This is a genomic window from Marixanthomonas sp. SCSIO 43207, from assembly GCF_019904255.1.
Classification (GTDB): Bacteria; Bacteroidota; Bacteroidia; order Flavobacteriales; family Flavobacteriaceae; genus Marixanthomonas.
Genome location: NZ_CP063203.1, coordinates 1,590,994 through 1,610,674 on the forward strand (window position 1 = coordinate 1,590,994; position 19,681 = coordinate 1,610,674).

Below are 19,681 nucleotides of genomic sequence, written 5' to 3' on the forward strand. Positions count from 1 at the left end.
AGTTTTTTTCAGAAATATAAAAACGCCCGATTCAAATTTTGAATCGGGCGTTTTGCATTGTAAAACCGTACTCATAAAATATAAAGTAAAGAAAAGATTGAAATAAAACCCCAAAGCAAAATAGCCAGTAATATAGGTTTTATCCCTATACTCTTTATATCTCTAATTGAAATACTCATTCCTATTAAAAATAAAGTAACAATAAGGAGCCTTTTGGCCAGTACTACAATGAATTGAGTAAAAAATTCAGGTAATAGATGAAAACTGTTTATGATAATTGCAAGTATAAATAGCAAGATAAAGTATGGAATTTTTATTTTTTCACCCTTAGTTTTAAAAAAGAACATAGAAAAAATTGCTAATGGGATTATCCATAATGTTCTAGAAAGCTTTACAGTGGTAGCTATACGTAACGCCTCATCACCATATTCTAGTGCAGCACCAACTACTGAGCTTGTATCATGAATTGCTACAGCACACCATAAACCAAACTGTTTTTGGGTTAATTCTAGAAAATGACCTAAAGGCGGAAATATAAATAAAGCAATAGAGTTTAATAGAAAAACAATACCTAGAGCAACACTTATTACCTTTCCTTTTGCTCTTATTGTTGGTGCAATCGCTGCAATAGCACTTCCGCCACAAATAGCGGTTCCAGATGTAATAAGATGTCCTAGTTTATGATCAATTTTAAACAGTTTACTTAGAAAAACTCCTAAAAATACAGTAATAAGAATTGTAGAAACCGTTAAACTAAATCCTTCTTTACCAGTTTTAATCGTTTCATTGATAAACATTCCAAAACCCAACCCTACTACTGAAACTTTAAGTAATATACTTATGCTTTTATGTTCATATTTTTTAAACGGATTTTTAAGAAAAACATTAAATAAAAACCCCAATAGTAATGCTACAGAACTACTTATAAAGCCTGTTAACAAGGTTATTATGATTACTGTATAAATTATTTTTGAACTAGTGATTTTCATATCAAAGATTTTAATGCTGATACAAAACTAGTTGTAAGGCTTCAGGGGTATGGAATGAAATCTTTTATATGAGATAACTATAAGTTATAATTGAGTCTTATATATTTTTCTAGGTAATCAAGCGTACTAGATACGTGACCTGTCCTTCTTACAAAATAAAACCACCGTTCAATTGATGCGTTTTTTAAGTCGATAATTTGAAGTCTGTTGCTTTTTAAATTATCTGAAATAGCGTGTATAGAAATAAGCGCATAATAATCTGAATGATATAAGTAGTTTTTTATTGATTCAGTACTAGTAAACGTAAGCATTCTGTTTACTTTTTTATAGCCATGTTTAACTAAAAATGAATCAATTATTTCTCTTGTTCCAGAGCCAATTTCTCTAGAGATAAGTTGTAACGATTGTAGGTTGTCAAGCGAAATTGAACCCTTTTTTAATTGGTTGTTACTTGAGTTTGTTACCAGTACAATCTCATCTTTTATAAATTTTTTAAACGTAAGCTTTGGGTTTGAATTACTACCTTCAGTAATGCCAAAATCCAATTCTTCATTTAAAATCATATTTTGAATCATATCAGTATTACCGCCTATCGTATTAAATCTAGTTGTTGGAAATTGATTGTTAAACTTTGCAATTATTTTAGGAATGATATAATTTGAAATCGTAGTGCTGGCGCCTAGGTTTATACGTTCTGGAAAAACATCATTTTTTTTAGTAAAAGTTTCTTCCATTTCTGAAAAAAGAGCCACTACTTTTTGAGTATATACCAAAAATGATTTCCCTTCTTTGGTTAGCTCAATAGAATTTCGTCTTCGTATAAAAAGAGTAGTTTTAAACTCTTCCTCTAGATTTTTAATAGCTTTTGAAATAGCAGGCTGAGATATATACAATTGCTCTGCAGCTTTTGTAAAGCTTAAATGATTAGCAACTACTTGAAATATGTGGAATTTGGTCCTCATACATTTTCTATTTATGTAGTAATAAGCAATGTTTTACAACTAAGAATAGATCCTTACATAGTTGAAAAATATTAAAAGGAGAAAAAGGAAAACACAAATAGATTTTAACAAATTTGGATAACTTATTCTATTTTACTCCACTCTACATGATCTCCTTGTTGCAATCCCCATAAGTCACTCAACCCGTCATTTACTTCTAATACATATTGAGCAGCACCTTGCGAGGGCAGTGAAGTAGGGTCAAGAGGTTGTGCATTTTTCTGAATATTTACAATCTCTTTTTTGCTATTAATATAGATGATGTCTAAACCAAACTCAGTGTTTTTCATATAAAAGGAACGCGGTTGTTCATCTTCAAATATAAAAAGCATGGCTTGGTTGTTAGGCATTCCTTTTCGGTACATTAGACCGGTCTGAGTTTGATATTCATCATCAGCAATTTCAATGTCTAGCATGACAAGTGTTGAATCGGTTTCAGCTTTTTTTATAGTAAGTTCACCTTCTTTGGTAAACGAAACTTCTTTGGTTATACTTGTTTGTGATTCATTTTTTTCTTTACAAGCTGTAAATACTACAAATAATAAGAAACTAAAAATTAATTTGTTTTTCATTGTTTAGATGATGTTTGTACCGTTTATGCTTCTTTAGGATATTTACGTTTTGGGGCTTGAAGCATTAAGTAAACTCCTATTAAAATAAAAGGAATACTTAACCATTGTCCGGTATTAAGAGCCCATTCAGCACGATTTTCTACTTGTGCTTCTTTTACAAATTCTACCAAAAAGCGTACCGTCCATAATAGTATTAAAAACGCACCAAAAATATAACCAAGGTACTGTCGCTTATTTGTTTTCCAATAAATAAACCAAAGAATAAGAAAAACAATGATATATCCAGCAGACTCGTACAATTGTGCGGGATGACGCGGAAAAGTTTCACCCAATTGCTTAAAGATTACTCCATAATCACTATTGGTAGGTTTCCCTATAATTTCTGAATTAATAAAATTACCAAGTCGCACAAAAATACCACCGCAGGCAACGGCAATCACTATGCGGTCCAATATCCAAAGTACAGGCTTTTTAATGATTCGCTTACTGTACATAAACATAGCAATGATAATGGCAATGGCTGCACCGTGACTCGCAAGTCCTTGAAAACCGGTAAATTCAAATTCAGGAACGGTTTGAATGGGTAAAAATACTGCTAAAGGATCTTGCCATATTAATTCTGTTTGATAAAAAATCACGTGTCCCAATCGAGCACCAAGAAGGGTTGCTATAACGGTATAAATAAAAAGACTGTCCAACTTTTCTTCAGAAACGTTTTCATTTTTATAAATACGTTTCATGATAAACCATCCTAATGTAAAAGCTACTACAAACATTAAGCTGTAATACCGTACTACAAAAAAACCAAGGTCTATCCCTTCAGAAGGGTCCCAGGTATAGGCCAAAAAATGTGTCATTTAATTGAGTTTTATAGTGATGTGCGTAATTATTGAAGCACCTTCTTCTAAAAAAAAAGAATAATTTATTGATTGTAAAGATAGGAAAACCAATAGCTATTTAAACCTTAGTGTCTTTCTTTTTTTGGCGGAACAGGATCATAACCAGAACCACCCCAAGGATGACAACTTGCAATTCTTTTAATGGCCAACCATCCACCCTTTACAAGCCCGTGTTTTTGAAGCGCTTCTACACTGTAATGTGAACAAGTGGGTGTATACCTACAAGTTGATGGTGTAAGTGGTGAAATCACTTTTTGATACACCTTGATTAAAAATATAAAGGGAGCGATTACTATTTTTTTCATTGCTTATGTAAAAATACAATATCTTACGCATAGGTTGTTTTAGTTAACTTTCTACCCAATTTTTAATAATTTGTTTGCCTTTGGGAGTTAAAACGCTTTCTGGATGAAACTGTACACCTCGCACATCATAAAGCTTATGCCGCAAAGACATAATTTGCCCGTTAGGATCTACCGATGTAATTTCTAAAATATCAGGAAAATCTTCTTTGTTAACAACCCATGAGTGATAACGACCTATTTCAATTTCATTACCTAAGTTTTTAAAAAGCGGCTCATCGTTTACTAAAATTTCAGCCTTAGTAGCTACACCGTGAAACACTTCACGTAAATTAATCAAGCTTCCGCCAAAAACTTCGCCTATGGCTTGCTGTCCTAAGCAAACACCTAAAATGGGTTTTGTGGCTGCATAGGTTTTTATAACAGCCTTTAATAATCCTGCTTCATCAGGAATACCGGGACCTGGAGATAGTAAAATTTTATCATATTGTTCGGCTTCTTCTAGTAGAAATTTGTCATTTCTTTTTACCGTTACTTGGCAATCCAATTCTTCTAGATAATGTACCAAGTTGTATACAAAACTATCGTAGTTATCAATTACTAATATGTTCATTATTAAATAGTTTCTGCTAGTTTAAGGGCTTTTGTTAAAGCGCCTAATTTATTATATACTTCTTGTAACTCGTTTTCTTCTTTACTTTCTGAAACCACACCAGCACCTGCTTGATAGTGCAAGGTATGATTTTTACTCACAAAGGAGCGTATGATAATTGCGTGGTTAAAATTTCCGCTAAAATCCATAAAACCAATTGCCCCGCCATAAAATTCTCTACTTCTATTTTCATATTTTTCTAGTAGTTGCATAGCCTTGTGTTTTGGAGCACCGCTTAAGGTTCCTGCCGGAAATGTATCGGCTACCAATTGCAGAGTGGAAGTTTCTGGGTCTTTTTGGGCAGTCACTTTGCTTACCAAATGTATCACGTGCGAGAAAAACTGTATCTCGCGATAGGTGTCTACCGTTACATTACTTCCATGCCTGCTTAAATCGTTACGGGCTAGATCTACTAGCATCACGTGTTCACTATTTTCTTTTTCGTCTGCTGAAAGTTGTTTGGCTAGTTCGGCATCTTTTTCATCGTTTCCGGTGCGTTTAAAGGTTCCGGCAATAGGGTGTATCTCTGCTACATCATTTTTTACAACCAATTGTGCTTCTGGAGAGCTTCCGAAGATCTTAAAATTTCCGTAGTCAAAATAAAATAAATAAGGTGACGGATTTACACTGCGTAAAGCACGATATACATTAAACTCATCGCCGGTAAATGCTTGCGAAAACCGTTTGCTAGGCACAATTTGAAAAACATCTCCCCGAGCACAATGTGCTTTACAAGTAGAAACCAATTGTTTAAAAGTTGCATCGTCAATATTACTTTTTGGTTCTCCTTGCGTATTGAAGGGGTATTCGGCAAAGTTTTTAGACTTTAATACTTGTTCTAGCTGCGGAATGTTATTTTCTGAATTATAACAATGCGCAAACAGAAATGCTTCATTATTAAAATGATTGATAGCGATAATATTTTGGTAAACGGCATAATACATATCTGGTATTTCCAGATTATCTTCCTTTTTTGAAATGGTAATATTTTCAAAATACTGAACCGCATCATAAGCCATAAAGCCGAACAATCCGTTATTGATAAATTTGAGGTTTGTTTCTTCAGAAGAAAAGGATGCTGCAAAGCTGTCTAAAATAGCTGGAACATTTGTATCTTCTTGTATGGTGATGGTGGCTTTTTTACCATCTGGGTAGTGCTGAGCAATCTCACCATTTTTTACTTCTATTGAAGCTATAGGATTGCAACAAATGTAACTGAAGCTATTATCATTTGCGTGATAATCACTACTCTCCAGCAAGAGGCTATTTGGGAATTTATCTCGCAACCGTAAATAAACCGAAACCGGTGTTAAGGTATCGGCTAGCATTTTTTTTGTATGTGTTGTTAACTGATATGTCATAGGTTTTAAAAACAAGAAAGGCTTGTCGTGATTGACAAGCCTTTGGTTTATAGTGTATACCATGGTGCTTTACTCACGATCAATTTCGTTTGTAAGTAAGCCACCAAGTATGTGTAATAATAGTTTTCATAATTTCGGTCAAAGATAGAAATGAAATTTAAAACCTACAAATTACCACTGTTTAAAATTTCAAATTTACATCTAAGGTAAAATTATCTGAAATGGTATTGTCTCCCAAATTGTCAAAGAAACTTCCCGAACCATATCGCACTCCGTAGTGTGTTCTATTGATGGTAACAGTTGCTGTTGCAGCGCTTTCTCCCATTATTAAATCAAAGGTTACTGGCTTGGTTGTTCCTTTAATGGTAAGGTCTCCAGTTACAGAATACGTGTTTCCATTTTTGGTTGCATCTGTTATCTTTAAAGAAGCTGTAGGGTGGGTATCAACACCAAAAAAATCATCACTTTTTAAATGACCTTCTAGCTTTTCTTTGCTTTCACCGCTTAAATCGGTTACAAGTATTGTAGTCATATCTACGGTAAATTCACCGCCGGTTAGTTGATCACCTTCCATCTCAAGGTAACCATCTTTTAAGTTGATAGTACCTTCATGAGATCCTAACACTTTCTTTCCTTTCCATTGAATGGAGCTTTCATTTATGTCTATTCTCTTTTCCATAGTTGTTGTAAATGCAGCTGTTCCTGTAGCAACAGCTAAGATTAATACTGATTTTAAAATTGAATTCTTTTTCATAGCAATTTTTGTTTAAAGGGTTGTAAATAATTCTTCTTTTCTTTTTCTAACTTTTGGATAATGTTGCGCTTGATCTTCTTCGCTTCGGTATCCTACTGTGGCAATCACAGCGGTATTTAAGCCTTTGTTGTTCAAATCTAGAATTTCATTGAAAGCTTGAGCATCAAACCCTTCCATAGGGCATACATCTACTTTTATTGCTGCTGCTGCAGAAAGTAAATTTCCTAATACAATATAACTTTGGTTTTGAGTCCATTGTGCTTTTTCTTCGGAAGAAAACGCACCAACTTTAGATTTCATAAAAGATGCCGCATTTTCCAGGCTATCTAATGGCACATCCCGGATATCACTCATAGTTTGTATGTAAGCATCTACAAGTTCATCACCAAAACCTACTTTATTAGCAATAACAATAAGGTGAGAAGCCTCGGTTATTTGAGATTGATTCCAAGCAGCTGGTTTTAATTTCTTACGTAGTTCTTGGTCTTCAATAATAAGTATTTCGTAAGGTTGCAAACCATAAGATGACGCCGAAAGTTGCATCGCTTCTTTTAAAAACTCTAGGTTTTCTTTGCTTATTTTTTTTGAAGCATCAAATTTTTTTGTGGCGTATCGCCAGTTTAAATTATCTATATAGTTATTCATCGTTTCGTAATTTATCTAAAAGGTTATTTAAGGTTTTAAGTTCTTCTGAATTTAAATTTTGCAATACATCTTTATTTGTTTGCGAGGTGATAGGATCTAGTTTTTCCAAAATATCCAATCCGGTTTCAGTGATACTTATTTCTACTTTTCTTCGGTTATCGGGGCACACATTTCTAGTAACTAATTTTTTCTGAATTAACTTATCAACCAGTCGAGTAGTGTTGCTACTACGATCAATCATACGCTCTTGAAGTGTAGAGAGATTGGCAGGTTTGTTTTTTTGACCACGCAGAATACGTAATACATTATATTGTTGGTTGGTCAAATTGTATTCTTTAAAAATGCTTGTTACTGCTTCTTCAACCACACGTGATGTATACATAAGGTTAATCACGGTTTTGGTAGCAACCTCCATGGGTTGGCGTGTTTTTATAACTTCTTCTATCTTCATATTTGTATGTACAACATTTGTAGGTACAAATATAATGTCAATTTCAAACCACAACTAAAAAATTAACATTAATTAACATTTTTAAATGTTAGCTATGCGGTTTTTTTAAAAGATGATTTCCGTAAAAAAAAGTTAAAAATAAATTGACACTCAATAAGTTTAAATATATTTCGGCTATGAAAAAACTCATACTAATATTGATTTTAATTGCTTTACAAGCTTGTAAAGAGCAACCCAAAACAAACCCTGAAAGTGCTGACACTGAAACAGAACTTTCAAAAGAACTAACTGAATTAACCCAAGAAGAAACTACCGAAGAGCCTATAAAGGTTAAAATACCTAGTTATGATTTTACAGCTTTTCAAGAAAAAATTTTAGCAAACAAAAATGACACTACATATGTTGTTAATTTTTGGGCTACCTGGTGCAAGCCCTGTGTGAAAGAGTTGCCTTACTTTGAAAAAGTTAACAAAGAATATGCAGATGATAAAGTAAAAGTAATTTTAGCAAGCTTAGATTTTCCCAATAAGATTCAAAGTCAAGTAGTACCTTTTATAAAGAAAAATAAACTTCATTCAGAAATTGTATTACTGGATGATCCTGATGCCAATAGTTGGATTCCAAAAGTTTCAGAAGAGTGGAGTGGGGCTATTCCGGCCACCGTTATCTATAAAAATGATACTCGTAAATTTTATGAGAGGTCATTTACCTATGAAGAATTAAAAACCGAAATAAATAAACTTTTATAAATTAAAGACTATGAAAAAAATAACAAAATACATATCTATTGCAGCGATGGCTTTTTTAGCTGTAGGCTTGAGTAGTTGTAAAAATGAAACAAATAAAGCCAACCAAGTAACTGAAGACGTGCTTGCGATGGCTACTCCTAATGAGGTATCTCTCTCAAAAGGATATTCTATAGGTGATGAAGCTACAGACTTTAAATTAAAAGATGTTGATGGTAGCATGGTTTCTTTATCAGACTATCCAGACGCAAAAGGATTTATTGTCATTTTTACCTGTAACACGTGTCCGTTTGCAGTTGCTAGTGAAGAAAGAATGGTTGCTTTAGATCAAGAATTTAAAGGAAAAGGCTATCCAGTAATTGCGATTAACCCTAATAACCCTGAAGTGCAACCAGATGATACTTATGAGTTGATGCAAGAAAAAGCAAACGAAGCCGGATTTACGTTTCCTTACTTGTATGATGAAAGCCAAACCATTTATGCAAAATATGGCGCTACAAAAACACCACACGTTTATTTGCTTAAAAAAGAAAACAGTAAAAATATTGTAAAGTATATAGGAGCAATAGATGATAACGTTCGTAATGCAAATGCAGTAAAAGAACAATTTTTAGCCAATGCTGTAAATGAATTGTTGGCAGGGAAAGAAGTGACTGTAAAAGAAACCAAAGCAATTGGTTGTACCGTAAAGCAATAAGTAATTTATTTTACTAATAACCCGGGTATTCCCGGGTTTTTTTATTTAAATACATTTTTATTTTTAAAACCTGTAACGTTTTGCTATTTTTTACGTCTATAGCAGTGAGAATCCTTATTTTTACAAAAAATTAAAACACATGGATTTAACCCAACAAGAATGGAGTGAAAAGTTAGCATCAGATGATAATGCACAAATATTAGATGTGAGAACTGATGATGAAGTAGCTGAAAAACATATTCCTAATGCTAAGCAAATGGATATTCAAAATCCGCCTAAGTTTATGGAAGAGCTTCAAAAGCTAGACGCTTCAAAAAACTATTACGTGTATTGCCGTTCCGGATCTAGAAGTGCTCAAGCTTGTGCAATTTTGAAATCACAAGGTTTTGAAAACTGCTATAACCTTCTAGGAGGAATCACCGAGTGGGAAGGTGAGACCGTATCATAAATATAACCCCTATGAAAAACTTTTTTATTTTACTTTTTTGCGTAACTGCAGTTTTGCTATCATCTTGTCAAGACAAGTCGTCAAAAACCGTAACGCTTGTAGACCCTGAAGTTTTTCTGGAAACTCTTGAAAAAGACAACTCAGGTCAATTAGTTGATGTGCGTACCACCGAAGAGTTTGCAGTAGGTCACTTAAAAAACGCTCAAAACATTTGCGTTACAGATGATGATTTTGAAGAAAAAATAAAAAAGTTAGATAAATCAAAACCGGTATACGTGTATTGCCGAAGTGGTGGCAGAAGTGCTCGTGCTGCAAAAATATTGGAAGAAAAAGGGTTTACAAAGGTATTTGATTTAAACGGAGGAATTACTTCTTGGAAAGAAAAAGGACTACAAACCGAACAGTAAAATGTTCTGAATACCGTCTTCTTAAATTTCTTAACAGATTGAGTTTTATCGCGTTAAAGTAACGCTAAACTACCGTTATTGCTACAATTGTATCGTGAGCTGTTAGTATATTTATCGTATAAATGTTAAGATTATGAAAGATCAAGAACAGATTGTACGAGAAGAAATGCGTAAATTAATTAAGAAAAGTTGTGCCGAAGAAGCATTCCTCAATTCTAATTATAATAGTTTTCAGAAATCATTATTAAAATTTTTCTTTAATGCTACCTCGGTAGTTATTGATAGAAAGCATAAAAACATAACATTGTATGGAGGTGCTATAGTTGATAATTCTCCACGCTCAAAGTACAATATAAGCCAATTAGCAGATACTACTATTTCTTATAATAATCTTGAAGAAACCCTTAAAGGTTGTCTTGAAAAAGGTTCAAAAGCATCGCGGTTTTACCAATCACAGTTATTTCATTACAACAATGTGGCACGTGCTGTAACAGATGACGCTATTAGTGCATAATTGGTAACCCTCTATATATAACAAGCTGCTCAATAAATGAGCGGCTTTTTTATTTTTAGAAAAGCACTTAAATAGAACTTAGAAGTTAAAAGCATAATTGAATTCATGTGCCTAAATTATGTACCTTTAGTTTTTAGATTCAGAATCAAATTCTTCAAATTATGAAAAAAATAGTGCTCCTAATGGTAGTTGCTGCTACCGTACTAGCTTGTAATAATTCAGAAAAAAATACTTCAGAAAACACCACTGAAATGAATACCAAAAACTCAGAAAATCCTTTCTTTGTTGAAAGCTCGCTGCCTTATCACGCTCCAGATTTTACAAAAATTAAAGATCACCACTATCAACCTGCTTTGCAAAAAGGAATTGATGAAAAACTTGCTGCTATTGAGCGTATTGCTAACAACCCGGATGCTCCTACTTTTGAAAACACAATTCTAGAACTAGAAAAAAGTGATGCTTCGCTAAGCCGTGTGAGGCAAGTGTTTTATGCCATGACATCTGCAAATATTAATGATACATTACAAGCCATTCAAGAAGAAATGGCGCCTAAAATGGCTGCTCTTCAAGATGCAGTTTATTTGAATGATGAACTTTATCAACGCTTTAAAACACTTTCAGAAAATAAGGATGCACTTAATCTAGATGCAGAATCAACAAAGTTGCTGGAAGTTTATATGGAAAATTTTAAAATTGCCGGAGCCAATCTTTCTTCAGAAGAAAAAGAAAGTCTAAAAAAAATAAACACACAACTCGCTACACTTACCACTCAGTTTGATAAAACGTTATTAGATGCTATAAATAATGGGGCAACACAGTTTACAGATAAAAGTGATTTAAAGGGATTAAGTGAAGCCGAACTAAATAGTAAAAGAAATCCAGACGGCGAAGGCTGGAAAATCACGCTTCAAAACACTACACAGCAACCTGTGTTAGCATCTCTAGAAAATAGAGCCGCTCGCGAAAAAATCTTCAAAGCCAGTTACTACCGAGCAGACGGGAGCAAAAACGATACAAAAGATATTATTAAGGATATTGTGACCTTACGAGCAGAAAAAGCAAATCTTTTGGGTTTTAATACGTATGCAGAGTGGAGACTTCAAAATACAATGGCAAAGAAGCCTGAAAACGTGAGAGCGTTATTTAATAAATTAATTCCCGCAGCTACTGCCAAAGCTCAACAAGAATCTGACGAAATTCAAAAAATGATTCAGTCAAAAGGTAACGATTTTACACTAGAAGCTTGGGATTGGAATCACTATGCTGAAATGGTTAGAAAAGCAAAGTATGATCTGGATGAAAGTGAAATAAAACCTTATTTTGAATTAAAAACAGTTTTGGAAAAAGGAGTTTTTTATGCTGCTGAAAAACTATACGGTATTACTTTTAAAGAAAGAAAAGATATACCAACTTACCATGATGATGTTTTGGTGTATGAGCTATTTGAAGAAAATGGTGATCCGCTTGGTTTATTTTATGGTGACTTTTATGCAAGACCAAGTAAAAGTGGTGGTGCTTGGATGGATAACTTTGTTATTCAATCAAAACTATATGGGTACAAACCGGTAATTTATAACGTGTGTAATTTTGCAAAACCAAGTGAAGGTGAAGCAGCGCTTATGACGTATGATAATGTTGAAACAATGTTTCACGAATTTGGTCACGCGTTACACGGCTTTTTTGCCAATCAACACTATCCTTCGCTTTCAGGAACAGCAGTAGCAAGAGACTTTGTAGAGTTTCCTTCTCAAGTAAATGAAAATTGGGCCTTATACCCAGATGTGTTACAAAATTATGCGTTACATTATGAAACTGGAGAGCCAATTCCGCAGAAATTAATTGATAAAATAAAAAAATCGGGTACATTTAATCAAGGGTATTCTTTAACAGAAACCTTAGCTGCTGCAGGTCTCGACCTAATGTGGCATACTGTTTCAATAGATGACGAAGTTGCCAATGCAAATACATTTGAAAAAGAAGCATTAAGTACCTTAAAATTAGATGCTGTGCAAGCCGTACCCCCTCGATATCGATCTACTTATTTTGCACACATCTTTGCCGGAGGCTACGCCGCTGGATATTACTCTTACGTTTGGACTGAAATGTTACACCACGATGCTTTTATGTGGTTTGAAAACAATGGGGGACTAACACGTGAGAACGGACAACGTTTTCGTGAGATGGTTTTATCTAGAGGTAACACACTTGAACTTGAAAAAATGTATAAGGACTGGCGTGAAGCAGAACCAAAGATTGAACCTATGCTAAAAGCACGCGGTTTACAATAATATATTATAATTAAACAATCTTATTGGCGAGTTTAAGGCATAATATGTTAATATGCTAAGCTTGCAAACATTTTGGGCAAAGACCGGAAACAACAAAGCTTGTTTTGTTCATTTGATAGTCAGTAGGCAAACTAAAAGTTGGTTCAACGTCTTCTAGACATGTAATAGTATTGCATTTTTCACAATTAAAATGTAGATGATTATGGTGATGATTATTTGTGCAATTTTGACAATTTGCATAACAAATCACACCATCGAGATTAATTACTTTATGAGCAAGTCCTTCATCAACAAGTCTATCCAGCACTCTATATATAGTAACCCTATCACAAAAATTTTCCGGTAAAAGTGCTTGTATATCAGATTGTGAAAGCGCTTGGTTTGAATTGTTTAAAAGCTCAAGTATTTTCTTTTTAGCAGCTGTATTTCTCATACTAATTATTTCAATGATGTTTTATTGCAACTCTGTTGTATTTACAAAAATAATAATTATTTTTGCAACACTGTTGCATTAATAAAATTCTATGAAAGATAAATATTTTGATTTAGCGGGAATGTATATTGCTACTTTGTGTTTAATACATTGTTTGCTAGCGCCATTGTTGTTTTTGATTCCGCTACAAGTTTCTCATACGCCTGTGGTAGACCTTGTTTTTTTCGGTCTCGGGTTATATCCTGTGTATAAGGTTTTAAAAAGTAAAGCCTCCTTATATCTTAAAATACTTTTAGTGAGTTCTCTTTTGCTAGTAGGAGTATCAATACTACTTGAGTATTTTGAAATTCATTCTTTTCTCATATATATAGGTGCTACAGGTTTAATAGCTGGTCACGTAATTAACTTTAAAAGTCACAGGTATTAAAATCGGTGTAATTATGAAAACAGCACGCTATTTATTATACGTTATATGTATTGTAAGCTTTGTTAACACTTCAAACTCTCAAAGCCTTCAAGCTGGAGATTTGTTATTTCAAGATTTAAATTGCGGTGAACTTTGCAATGCAATTGAAGCAGTTACGCAAGGCGTTGATGGAAAAGACTTTTCACATTGTGGAATTGTGGTCAAAACCAATACTACTTTACAAGTTGTTGAAGCGATAGGCAGTGAAGTACAACTCACTTCAATACACGATTTTTTTGCACGCTCTTCAGATACAACCGTCATTAAAAATATTACTGTAGGAAGGTTAAAACCTCAGTATCAACATTTAGTTGAAAAGGCACAAGTATTTGCTATCGCACAAATAGGAAAGCCATATGATGATGTATTTAATATAAACAATGAAGCTTTGTATTGTAGCGAGTTAGTATATCAAGCATATAAAGAAGCAAATGATGGAAAAGAATTTTTTCCATTAGCTCCTATGACATATAAAAACCCACAGGATCATAATTTTTTTCCGGCTTGGGTAACATATTTTCACAAATTGAATGTTCCCATTCCTGAAGGCGATTTAGGAACCAATCCTGGATTGATTTCACGTTCAAATAAAATTAAGATTGTAGAAGTAGATCTGAAAAATATCTAATATGACACAACAAACAAACTTTGAAGCTATTATTGTGGGTGGTAGCTACGCAGGTCTATCTGCTGCTATGGCGCTTGGGCGTTCTTTACGCAATGTGTTAATCATTGACAGTGGGAAACCGTGTAACAGAACCACACCTCACTCTCACAATTTTATTACACAAGATGGAGAAACACCTCAAGCTATATCACAAAAAGCCAAAGAGCAAGTGCTTCAGTATAAAACAGTTCAATTTTTGGATGATCTAGTTACAGACGGGAAAAAAACAAAAAATGGGTTTGAAGTTACTACACAATCCGGTTTACTTTTTAAAACCAAAAAATTAATTTTTGCAACAGGAATTAAAGATCTTTTACCAACAATTGAGGGTTTGTCTGCCTGTTGGGGAATTTCGGTTATCCATTGTCCCTATTGCCACGGATATGAATTTAAAAATAAAAAAACAGGCATAATGGCAAATGGTGAACATGCGTTTCATTTGGCTGGTTTGGTTCGTAATTTAACCAATGATGTCACCATTTTTACTCAAGGAAAACCAGATTTTACAGAGGATCAACTTCAGAAGTTAAACAACCAATCTGTAAAAATTAATGAAAACCCTATTCAAGCTTTTGTTCACAATGAAGGTCACATAAAAGAAGTTGTTTTTACTACTTATGCAAAAGAAACCTTTGATGCTGTTTATGCAGCAGTTCCATTTGAACAACATTGTAAAGTTCCGGTTTCATTAGGGTGTGAGCTTACCGAAACAGGGCATATTAAAACCGATATGGTTCAAAAAACTACTGTACCAGGTGTATTTGCTTGCGGTGATAATGCAAGTATGATGCGTTCTGTTGCATATGCAGTTGCAACAGGAAATATAGCTGGAGCAATGGTTAATAAAGAAATAACCGAAGAAGAATTTAATTGATAAACAAAGTAGTACTAATCTGTTTTGTATATTTGTGAATAACACATGAAAGATCACATAAAAGGAAATATTGCTTCTATAATTCTTGTCATTTTCATAGCGGTGAAATTGACAGGACTACACGGTCTTTCACACGAAGGGGAAACTGATCACATACACGATTGCCCAATTTGTAGCATTGCTATTTCAAATCACGATCACACACCACTTATAACTTCTAATACTGAAGCGGTTACTTTTCTGAAACAAATACGCTTCACAGAAAACGAAATTGTTACAGGATACATTCTTAACTATCCTGAAAATACGTTTTATAACTCCTTGTTTTCTAGACCTCCGCCTATAAGCTAAAACAAACTTTCAGGTACTTAAGCACAACATACTGTTGTGTATCAAACTATATTATGCAAGAGGATAATTTGTCTCCTTTTTTTAGTTTGTTCTTGTAAGTTAAAGTATAGTTTAGTAGTTCTCAACCAACAACTTGTTGTGCTTACCTGATTGTATCAATCTTTTATGATAGCCTGTTTTTGATTGTATGTGTATTAACATATATCAACAACAAGGCGGAACTCAATAAAAAATCTTTTTTTAAAACTTACTTCTATCAGTCACATGACAAAATACTCATTGTTTATCTTGATTCTATTTGGTATAATCTTTTTTGGGTGCAACCAGCCTATTAAAGAGCAAGAAGACATAGTCATAGATAAAGGAAAAATAGATACAGTATTTAACAAAACTGAAAATAAACTATCTATAAGCCACATTTACGTAGTACTTGATAGTAGTTCGTTTAATAATATACTTCACAATACGTTTTTGAGCGAAGATTATGCAAGTTTAGATGCTGGATTACCAAACTTTTCAGCAATACAAAAAACATCAAAATCAATTTATCTACGTGGGAAAAATTCTTATATAGAAATCTTAGGCCCCAATAATAAATTTAATGAAGAAATAGGTAAGTGCGGGATTGGCTTTGCACTTGAACATAAAGACGGTTTTTCTTTAACTAATACCCCGAAACTAACAAACATAAATACCAAGTTTTTAAAAACCTCAGACACCGTTACTTACACTTTAAAAAACAAAAAGATTGCTTGGTTTAAAGCATTTTATACCAATGGAATGGATACCAATTTGCATACTTGGTACTCCTATTACAACCCCGAATTTTTAACTGTTTTACACGAAGAGCCTGTAGAGCGGTATACAGAAGCCCAGTATTTAAAAACGGCATATCAACCTAACAAACTTTTTAAAGACATAAGCGGTCTGGAGATACACTGCACATTGGCAGATCACTTTCGCATTGCTAATGAGCTTAAACTGCTAGGGTATAAACCCATAGGAAAAAACAACGATGATTTACTTTTTAATATAAACGGGTTTAAACTAAGCCTTCGCTTAAAAGAAAATCTAAACAAAAGTACGGTTGCAATTATTTCTGGAAAGCTAACCAAATCAAACAATTACAGTATAAAACTAGATAACATAACAATTGAAAATAGCGGCCGTGAGACGGTTTGGCGATTTCAGTAAAAGAATAATCTAATAAAAACAAATCATTATGAAAACTACAGTTATAAGTCTACTAAGTTTATTAATTTTTTTCAGCAGTTGTAAGGAAAAAGCAAAAGAGACAAAACCCGAAACTACCGTTGAAGTTTCTGAAGAAGTTGAAACTCCCAAAATAACCATCCAAAAACTTGAAGGATCTCCGGTCTACGCAGAGTCTGCTTTAAGAATGAAAACCCCTTCCACTGAAAAGATGGAAGCAAATGAAAACGGAATTGATTTTAGTTTTGAAGTAGAAAATTATGAATTAGGCAAACAAACAGAATCCAACGTAGCAAATGATTTAGCCAATTCTGGAAAAGGACAGCATATTCACTTTATAGTAGATAACGGTCCATATTCAGCTCATTATGAGCCTACATTCAATAAAGAACTATCTGAAGGTACTCACTTTCTTGTCGCTTTTTTAAGTAGATCGTATCACGAAAGCGTAAAAAACCCCAATGCGTTTGTTGCAAAAAAGATTATTGTAGGTGAAGCTTCGGCTAATGAAGTTGATGTTGATTTCAACAAACCTACTCTTATTTACAGCCGCCCAAAAGGAGAATACTCAGGAAAAGATACAGAAAACTTATTACTAGATTTTTACCTGCTTAATACAACCCTTTCAGAAGGTGGAAATTATGTAAAAGCCACCATCAATGGTAATGAGTTTACTCTTACTGAGTGGGTGCCTTACGTAGTTAAAGGACTTCCAAAGGGAGAAGTTACAATAAAACTAGAGTTACTAGATAAAGACGGTAATAGTATTCCGGGTGATTTTAATACAGTAGAACGTACAGTAACCTTAACAGAATAATTCTTTCAGAACCTATGATACAAACTGTCAACCTTACCAAAAAATACGGAAATCAAGTAGCTTTACATGAGCTTAATCTTACCGTTAATTCAGGTGAAATTTATTGCCTTTTAGGTGCTAATGGCGCTGGAAAAACCACTACAATAAACTTACTTCTTGCCTTTTCTGAACCAACTTCAGGAACCGCTAGTATTCACGATATTGATGTGGTTTCAAAGTCTAGAGAAACCAAAAAGCATTTAGCGTACATTCCTGAAAACTTAATGTTATACCCCAATCTAACTGCCTTGGAAAACCTGGATTATTTTTCTGGTATTGCAGGTAAATCGCTTTCAAAAAGTCAACTTGAAGCGTTTTTAACAGAAGCAGGTTTGCAAACAGATGCATTTACAAAACGCATTTCAACCTATTCAAAAGGAATGCGACAAAAAGTAGGAATTGCTATTGCTCTTGCCAAAGATGCCAAAGTTCTTTTGCTTGATGAACCAACATCAGGATTAGACCCTAGTGCTAGTAATGAGTTTGGTTTGCTTTTGCAAAAGTTAAAGAAAAAAGGAGTTGCAACACTTATGGCTACACACGATTTATTTCGTGCCAAAGAAGTAGCAACCCACATAGGTATAATGAAAGATGGTGTGTTAAAACATGAATTTGTAGCAGCAAATATCTCCCTTTCAGAATTGGAGTCTGCTTATCTTAAAACAATGGACTATAAAGAAGTTGCGCTATGATAGTAAAAACCTTTGTAAAAGAAACTAAAGAGTTGCTACGAGAAGGTCGTGTGCGTATTTCTATAATTATTGTTTTAGCACTGTTAGGAGTAGCAGTATTTATAAGCTCACAACAGTACCAACAAGTTAATGAACAATATGAAACTGCCAGACAGACTGAACGAGGCAACTGGGATAGTCAAGGAGCCAAAAACCCACACTCGGCTGCTCATTATGGTACCTACGCTTTTAAACCGAAATATCCCTTGTCATTAGTAGATCAAGGTGTTGATAAATACGTAGGTACTTCAATATTTCTAGAAGCTCATGCCCGTCACGAGGCTCAGTTTAGTGCAGCGGCAGATCAAACCGGCTTAGCGCGTTTTGGCGACTTAACGCCAGATTTTATTCTACTGTTTATCATTCCATTACTTATCATTTTATTAGGCTACAATAGCTTTACCAAAGAAAGAGAAATGGGGACGCTCACCCTATTAAAAAGTCAAGGAATCACAAATTGGAAATGGATGCTAGGGAAGTGGATGGCACTTTTTACACCTATTGTCTTAATAGCCTTTATTCTTTTTCTCATTGCTGGTATTGTTTTATCTAGACTTGAAAATTTCGGGGTCTTTCAGTGGGATTCACTCCTGGTGATGTTCTTGGTGTATGTTGTGTTTTATGCAGTGTTTATAAACATAGTATTGCTTATTTCTGCCAAAGCAAAAAAATCTGGTATTGCATTAGTACTTTCATTAAGTATCTGGATTCTGGCGTGTCTGGTAGCGCCCAAAGTAGCAACAAACATTGCACAAGCACAATACCCTTACCCTACTACACAAGAGTTTGAAGCCCGTGTGCAAAGTGATATAGATAAAGGTCTAGATGGTCATAACCCTTGGAGTGAAGAGTCTAAAAAACTAGAACGCGAAGTATTAGAAGAATATGGTGTTGATAGTTTGAATCAATTACCGTTTAATTTTGACGGATATCGAATGCAAAAAGGAGAAGAACATCAAGCCGAAGTATACTTCAAACATTACCAATATTTAAAAAAGCAGTATACCAATCAATCAAATGTTTATAAAAGCTTGGCAGGAGTATCTCCCTTTTTACCCACACGATTTTTAAGTATGTCTGTGGCTCATACCGATTATGGGACCCATTGGAGTTTTTCTGATGCAGCTGAAAAATATCGTATTACAACGCAAGAGTTTTTGAACAATCATTTTGCAGAAAATTCAGAATATGGAGATTGGTCTTGGCAAGCTAGTCCGGAGTTTTGGCAAAAATTACCACCGTTTGAATATACACCTCCTAGCTTACAGGAAACACTCCAAAATAACAACTCAAATATTTTGATTTTAGGAGGTTGGTTTTTAGGTACTTTCTTATTACTTGTTTTCACTACAAAATCCCATTAAC

General features: G+C 34.0%; 25 protein-coding genes. 14 read left to right on the plus strand and 11 right to left on the minus strand.

Features of this window, described 5'->3' with window-relative positions:
- Positions 1 to 71: 71 nt before the first annotated feature.
- The 10 genes from INR76_RS07520 to INR76_RS07565 all read right to left on the minus strand — a co-directional run bounded on the left by INR76_RS07520 (position 72) and on the right by INR76_RS07565 (position 7,626).
- Positions 72 to 989 carry a YeiH family protein gene (locus INR76_RS07520; protein ID WP_223107298.1) on the minus strand — a complete coding sequence of 306 codons (918 nt, stop codon included), beginning with the start codon at positions 987 to 989 and terminating at the stop codon, positions 72 to 74.
- A gap of 77 nt (positions 990 to 1,066) precedes the next feature.
- Complete coding sequence (locus INR76_RS07525; protein ID WP_223107299.1) at positions 1,067 to 1,951, minus strand: LysR family transcriptional regulator; 885 nt, start codon at positions 1,949 to 1,951, stop codon at positions 1,067 to 1,069.
- 122 nt (positions 1,952 to 2,073) lie between these two features.
- Positions 2,074 to 2,562 (minus strand): DUF192 domain-containing protein, encoded by a 489-nt coding sequence (locus INR76_RS07530; protein ID WP_223107300.1) that lies wholly within the window; start codon positions 2,560 to 2,562, stop codon positions 2,074 to 2,076.
- A 23-nt stretch (positions 2,563 to 2,585) separates the two neighbouring features.
- A complete protein-coding gene (gene lgt / locus INR76_RS07535) occupies positions 2,586 to 3,419 on the minus strand; it encodes a prolipoprotein diacylglyceryl transferase (RefSeq protein ID WP_223107301.1) in 834 nt (277 codons plus the stop codon).
- A gap of 107 nt (positions 3,420 to 3,526) precedes the next feature.
- Positions 3,527 to 3,766, minus strand: a complete 240-nt coding sequence (gene yidD / locus INR76_RS07540) for a membrane protein insertion efficiency factor YidD (protein WP_223107302.1) — start codon at positions 3,764 to 3,766, stop codon at positions 3,527 to 3,529.
- A 43-nt stretch (positions 3,767 to 3,809) separates the two neighbouring features.
- Positions 3,810 to 4,376 (minus strand): aminodeoxychorismate/anthranilate synthase component II, encoded by a 567-nt coding sequence (locus INR76_RS07545; RefSeq protein ID WP_223107303.1) that lies wholly within the window; start codon positions 4,374 to 4,376, stop codon positions 3,810 to 3,812.
- Between the two features lie 2 nt (positions 4,377 to 4,378).
- Complete coding sequence (locus tag INR76_RS07550; RefSeq protein ID WP_223107304.1) at positions 4,379 to 5,776, minus strand: anthranilate synthase component I family protein; 1,398 nt, start codon at positions 5,774 to 5,776, stop codon at positions 4,379 to 4,381.
- A 181-nt stretch (positions 5,777 to 5,957) separates the two neighbouring features.
- Positions 5,958 to 6,530 carry a YceI family protein gene (locus INR76_RS07555; RefSeq protein WP_223107305.1) on the minus strand — a complete coding sequence of 191 codons (573 nt, stop codon included), beginning with the start codon at positions 6,528 to 6,530 and terminating at the stop codon, positions 5,958 to 5,960.
- A gap of 12 nt (positions 6,531 to 6,542) precedes the next feature.
- Positions 6,543 to 7,175, minus strand: a complete 633-nt coding sequence (locus tag INR76_RS07560) for an NAD(P)H-dependent oxidoreductase (protein WP_223107306.1) — start codon at positions 7,173 to 7,175, stop codon at positions 6,543 to 6,545.
- Positions 7,168 to 7,626, minus strand: a complete 459-nt coding sequence (locus INR76_RS07565; RefSeq protein ID WP_223107307.1) for a MarR family winged helix-turn-helix transcriptional regulator — start codon at positions 7,624 to 7,626, stop codon at positions 7,168 to 7,170. Before INR76_RS07565 ends, INR76_RS07560 begins: the two co-directional genes overlap by 8 nt.
- 176 nt (positions 7,627 to 7,802) lie before the next feature.
- On the opposite strand from INR76_RS07565, the gene INR76_RS07570 reads away from it, so the two are divergent.
- The 6 genes from INR76_RS07570 to INR76_RS07595 all read left to right on the plus strand — a co-directional run bounded on the left by INR76_RS07570 (position 7,803) and on the right by INR76_RS07595 (position 12,726).
- A complete protein-coding gene (locus INR76_RS07570) occupies positions 7,803 to 8,375 on the plus strand; it encodes a TlpA disulfide reductase family protein (protein ID WP_223107308.1) in 573 nt (190 codons plus the stop codon).
- Positions 8,376 to 8,385: 10 nt separating this feature from the next.
- Positions 8,386 to 9,069, plus strand: coding sequence for a redoxin domain-containing protein (locus INR76_RS07575; RefSeq protein ID WP_370632386.1), 684 nt, complete (start codon positions 8,386 to 8,388; stop codon positions 9,067 to 9,069).
- Between the two features lie 139 nt (positions 9,070 to 9,208).
- Entirely contained in the window at positions 9,209 to 9,517 is a 309-nt protein-coding gene (locus INR76_RS07580) for a rhodanese-like domain-containing protein (RefSeq protein ID WP_223107309.1), read from the plus strand.
- 11 nt (positions 9,518 to 9,528) lie between these two features.
- The gene (locus INR76_RS07585) at positions 9,529 to 9,924 is read left to right on the plus strand and encodes a rhodanese-like domain-containing protein (protein ID WP_223107310.1); all 396 of its coding nucleotides are present in this window, start codon (positions 9,529 to 9,531) and stop codon (positions 9,922 to 9,924) included.
- Positions 9,925 to 10,057: 133 nt separating this feature from the next.
- Positions 10,058 to 10,438 (plus strand): hypothetical protein, encoded by a 381-nt coding sequence (locus tag INR76_RS07590; RefSeq protein WP_223107311.1) that lies wholly within the window; start codon positions 10,058 to 10,060, stop codon positions 10,436 to 10,438.
- A gap of 161 nt (positions 10,439 to 10,599) precedes the next feature.
- Complete coding sequence (locus INR76_RS07595; RefSeq protein ID WP_223107312.1) at positions 10,600 to 12,726, plus strand: M3 family metallopeptidase; 2,127 nt, start codon at positions 10,600 to 10,602, stop codon at positions 12,724 to 12,726.
- A gap of 55 nt (positions 12,727 to 12,781) precedes the next feature.
- Here the strand turns inward: INR76_RS07595 and INR76_RS07600 are convergent, their stop codons facing one another.
- Positions 12,782 to 13,159 (minus strand): Fur family transcriptional regulator, encoded by a 378-nt coding sequence (locus tag INR76_RS07600; protein ID WP_223107313.1) that lies wholly within the window; start codon positions 13,157 to 13,159, stop codon positions 12,782 to 12,784.
- Positions 13,160 to 13,250: 91 nt separating this feature from the next.
- Here INR76_RS07600 and INR76_RS07605 point away from each other — a divergent pair, with 91 nt between their 5' ends.
- The 8 genes from INR76_RS07605 (at position 13,251) to INR76_RS07640 (ending at position 19,680) form a co-directional block, all read left to right on the plus strand.
- Positions 13,251 to 13,586, plus strand: coding sequence for a MerC domain-containing protein (locus INR76_RS07605; RefSeq protein WP_223107314.1), 336 nt, complete (start codon positions 13,251 to 13,253; stop codon positions 13,584 to 13,586).
- A 13-nt stretch (positions 13,587 to 13,599) separates the two neighbouring features.
- Complete coding sequence (locus INR76_RS07610; RefSeq protein ID WP_223107315.1) at positions 13,600 to 14,253, plus strand: YiiX/YebB-like N1pC/P60 family cysteine hydrolase; 654 nt, start codon at positions 13,600 to 13,602, stop codon at positions 14,251 to 14,253.
- A gap of 1 nt (position 14,254) precedes the next feature.
- A complete protein-coding gene (locus INR76_RS07615) occupies positions 14,255 to 15,166 on the plus strand; it encodes an NAD(P)/FAD-dependent oxidoreductase (RefSeq protein WP_223107316.1) in 912 nt (303 codons plus the stop codon).
- 45 nt (positions 15,167 to 15,211) lie between these two features.
- Positions 15,212 to 15,517 (plus strand): hypothetical protein, encoded by a 306-nt coding sequence (locus INR76_RS07620; RefSeq protein ID WP_223107317.1) that lies wholly within the window; start codon positions 15,212 to 15,214, stop codon positions 15,515 to 15,517.
- Between the two features lie 264 nt (positions 15,518 to 15,781).
- A complete protein-coding gene (locus tag INR76_RS07625; RefSeq protein ID WP_223107318.1) occupies positions 15,782 to 16,711 on the plus strand; it encodes a DUF5829 family protein in 930 nt (309 codons plus the stop codon).
- 28 nt (positions 16,712 to 16,739) lie between these two features.
- A complete protein-coding gene (locus tag INR76_RS07630; RefSeq protein WP_223107319.1) occupies positions 16,740 to 17,546 on the plus strand; it encodes a hypothetical protein in 807 nt (268 codons plus the stop codon).
- Positions 17,547 to 17,560: 14 nt separating this feature from the next.
- Positions 17,561 to 18,277 carry an ABC transporter ATP-binding protein gene (locus INR76_RS07635; RefSeq protein WP_223107320.1) on the plus strand — a complete coding sequence of 239 codons (717 nt, stop codon included), beginning with the start codon at positions 17,561 to 17,563 and terminating at the stop codon, positions 18,275 to 18,277.
- On the plus strand, positions 18,274 to 19,680 hold the full coding sequence (locus tag INR76_RS07640) for a DUF3526 domain-containing protein (RefSeq protein ID WP_223107321.1): 1,407 nt from the start codon (positions 18,274 to 18,276) through the stop codon (positions 19,678 to 19,680). Before INR76_RS07635 ends, INR76_RS07640 begins: the two co-directional genes overlap by 4 nt.
- Position 19,681: the final 1 nt, after the last annotated feature.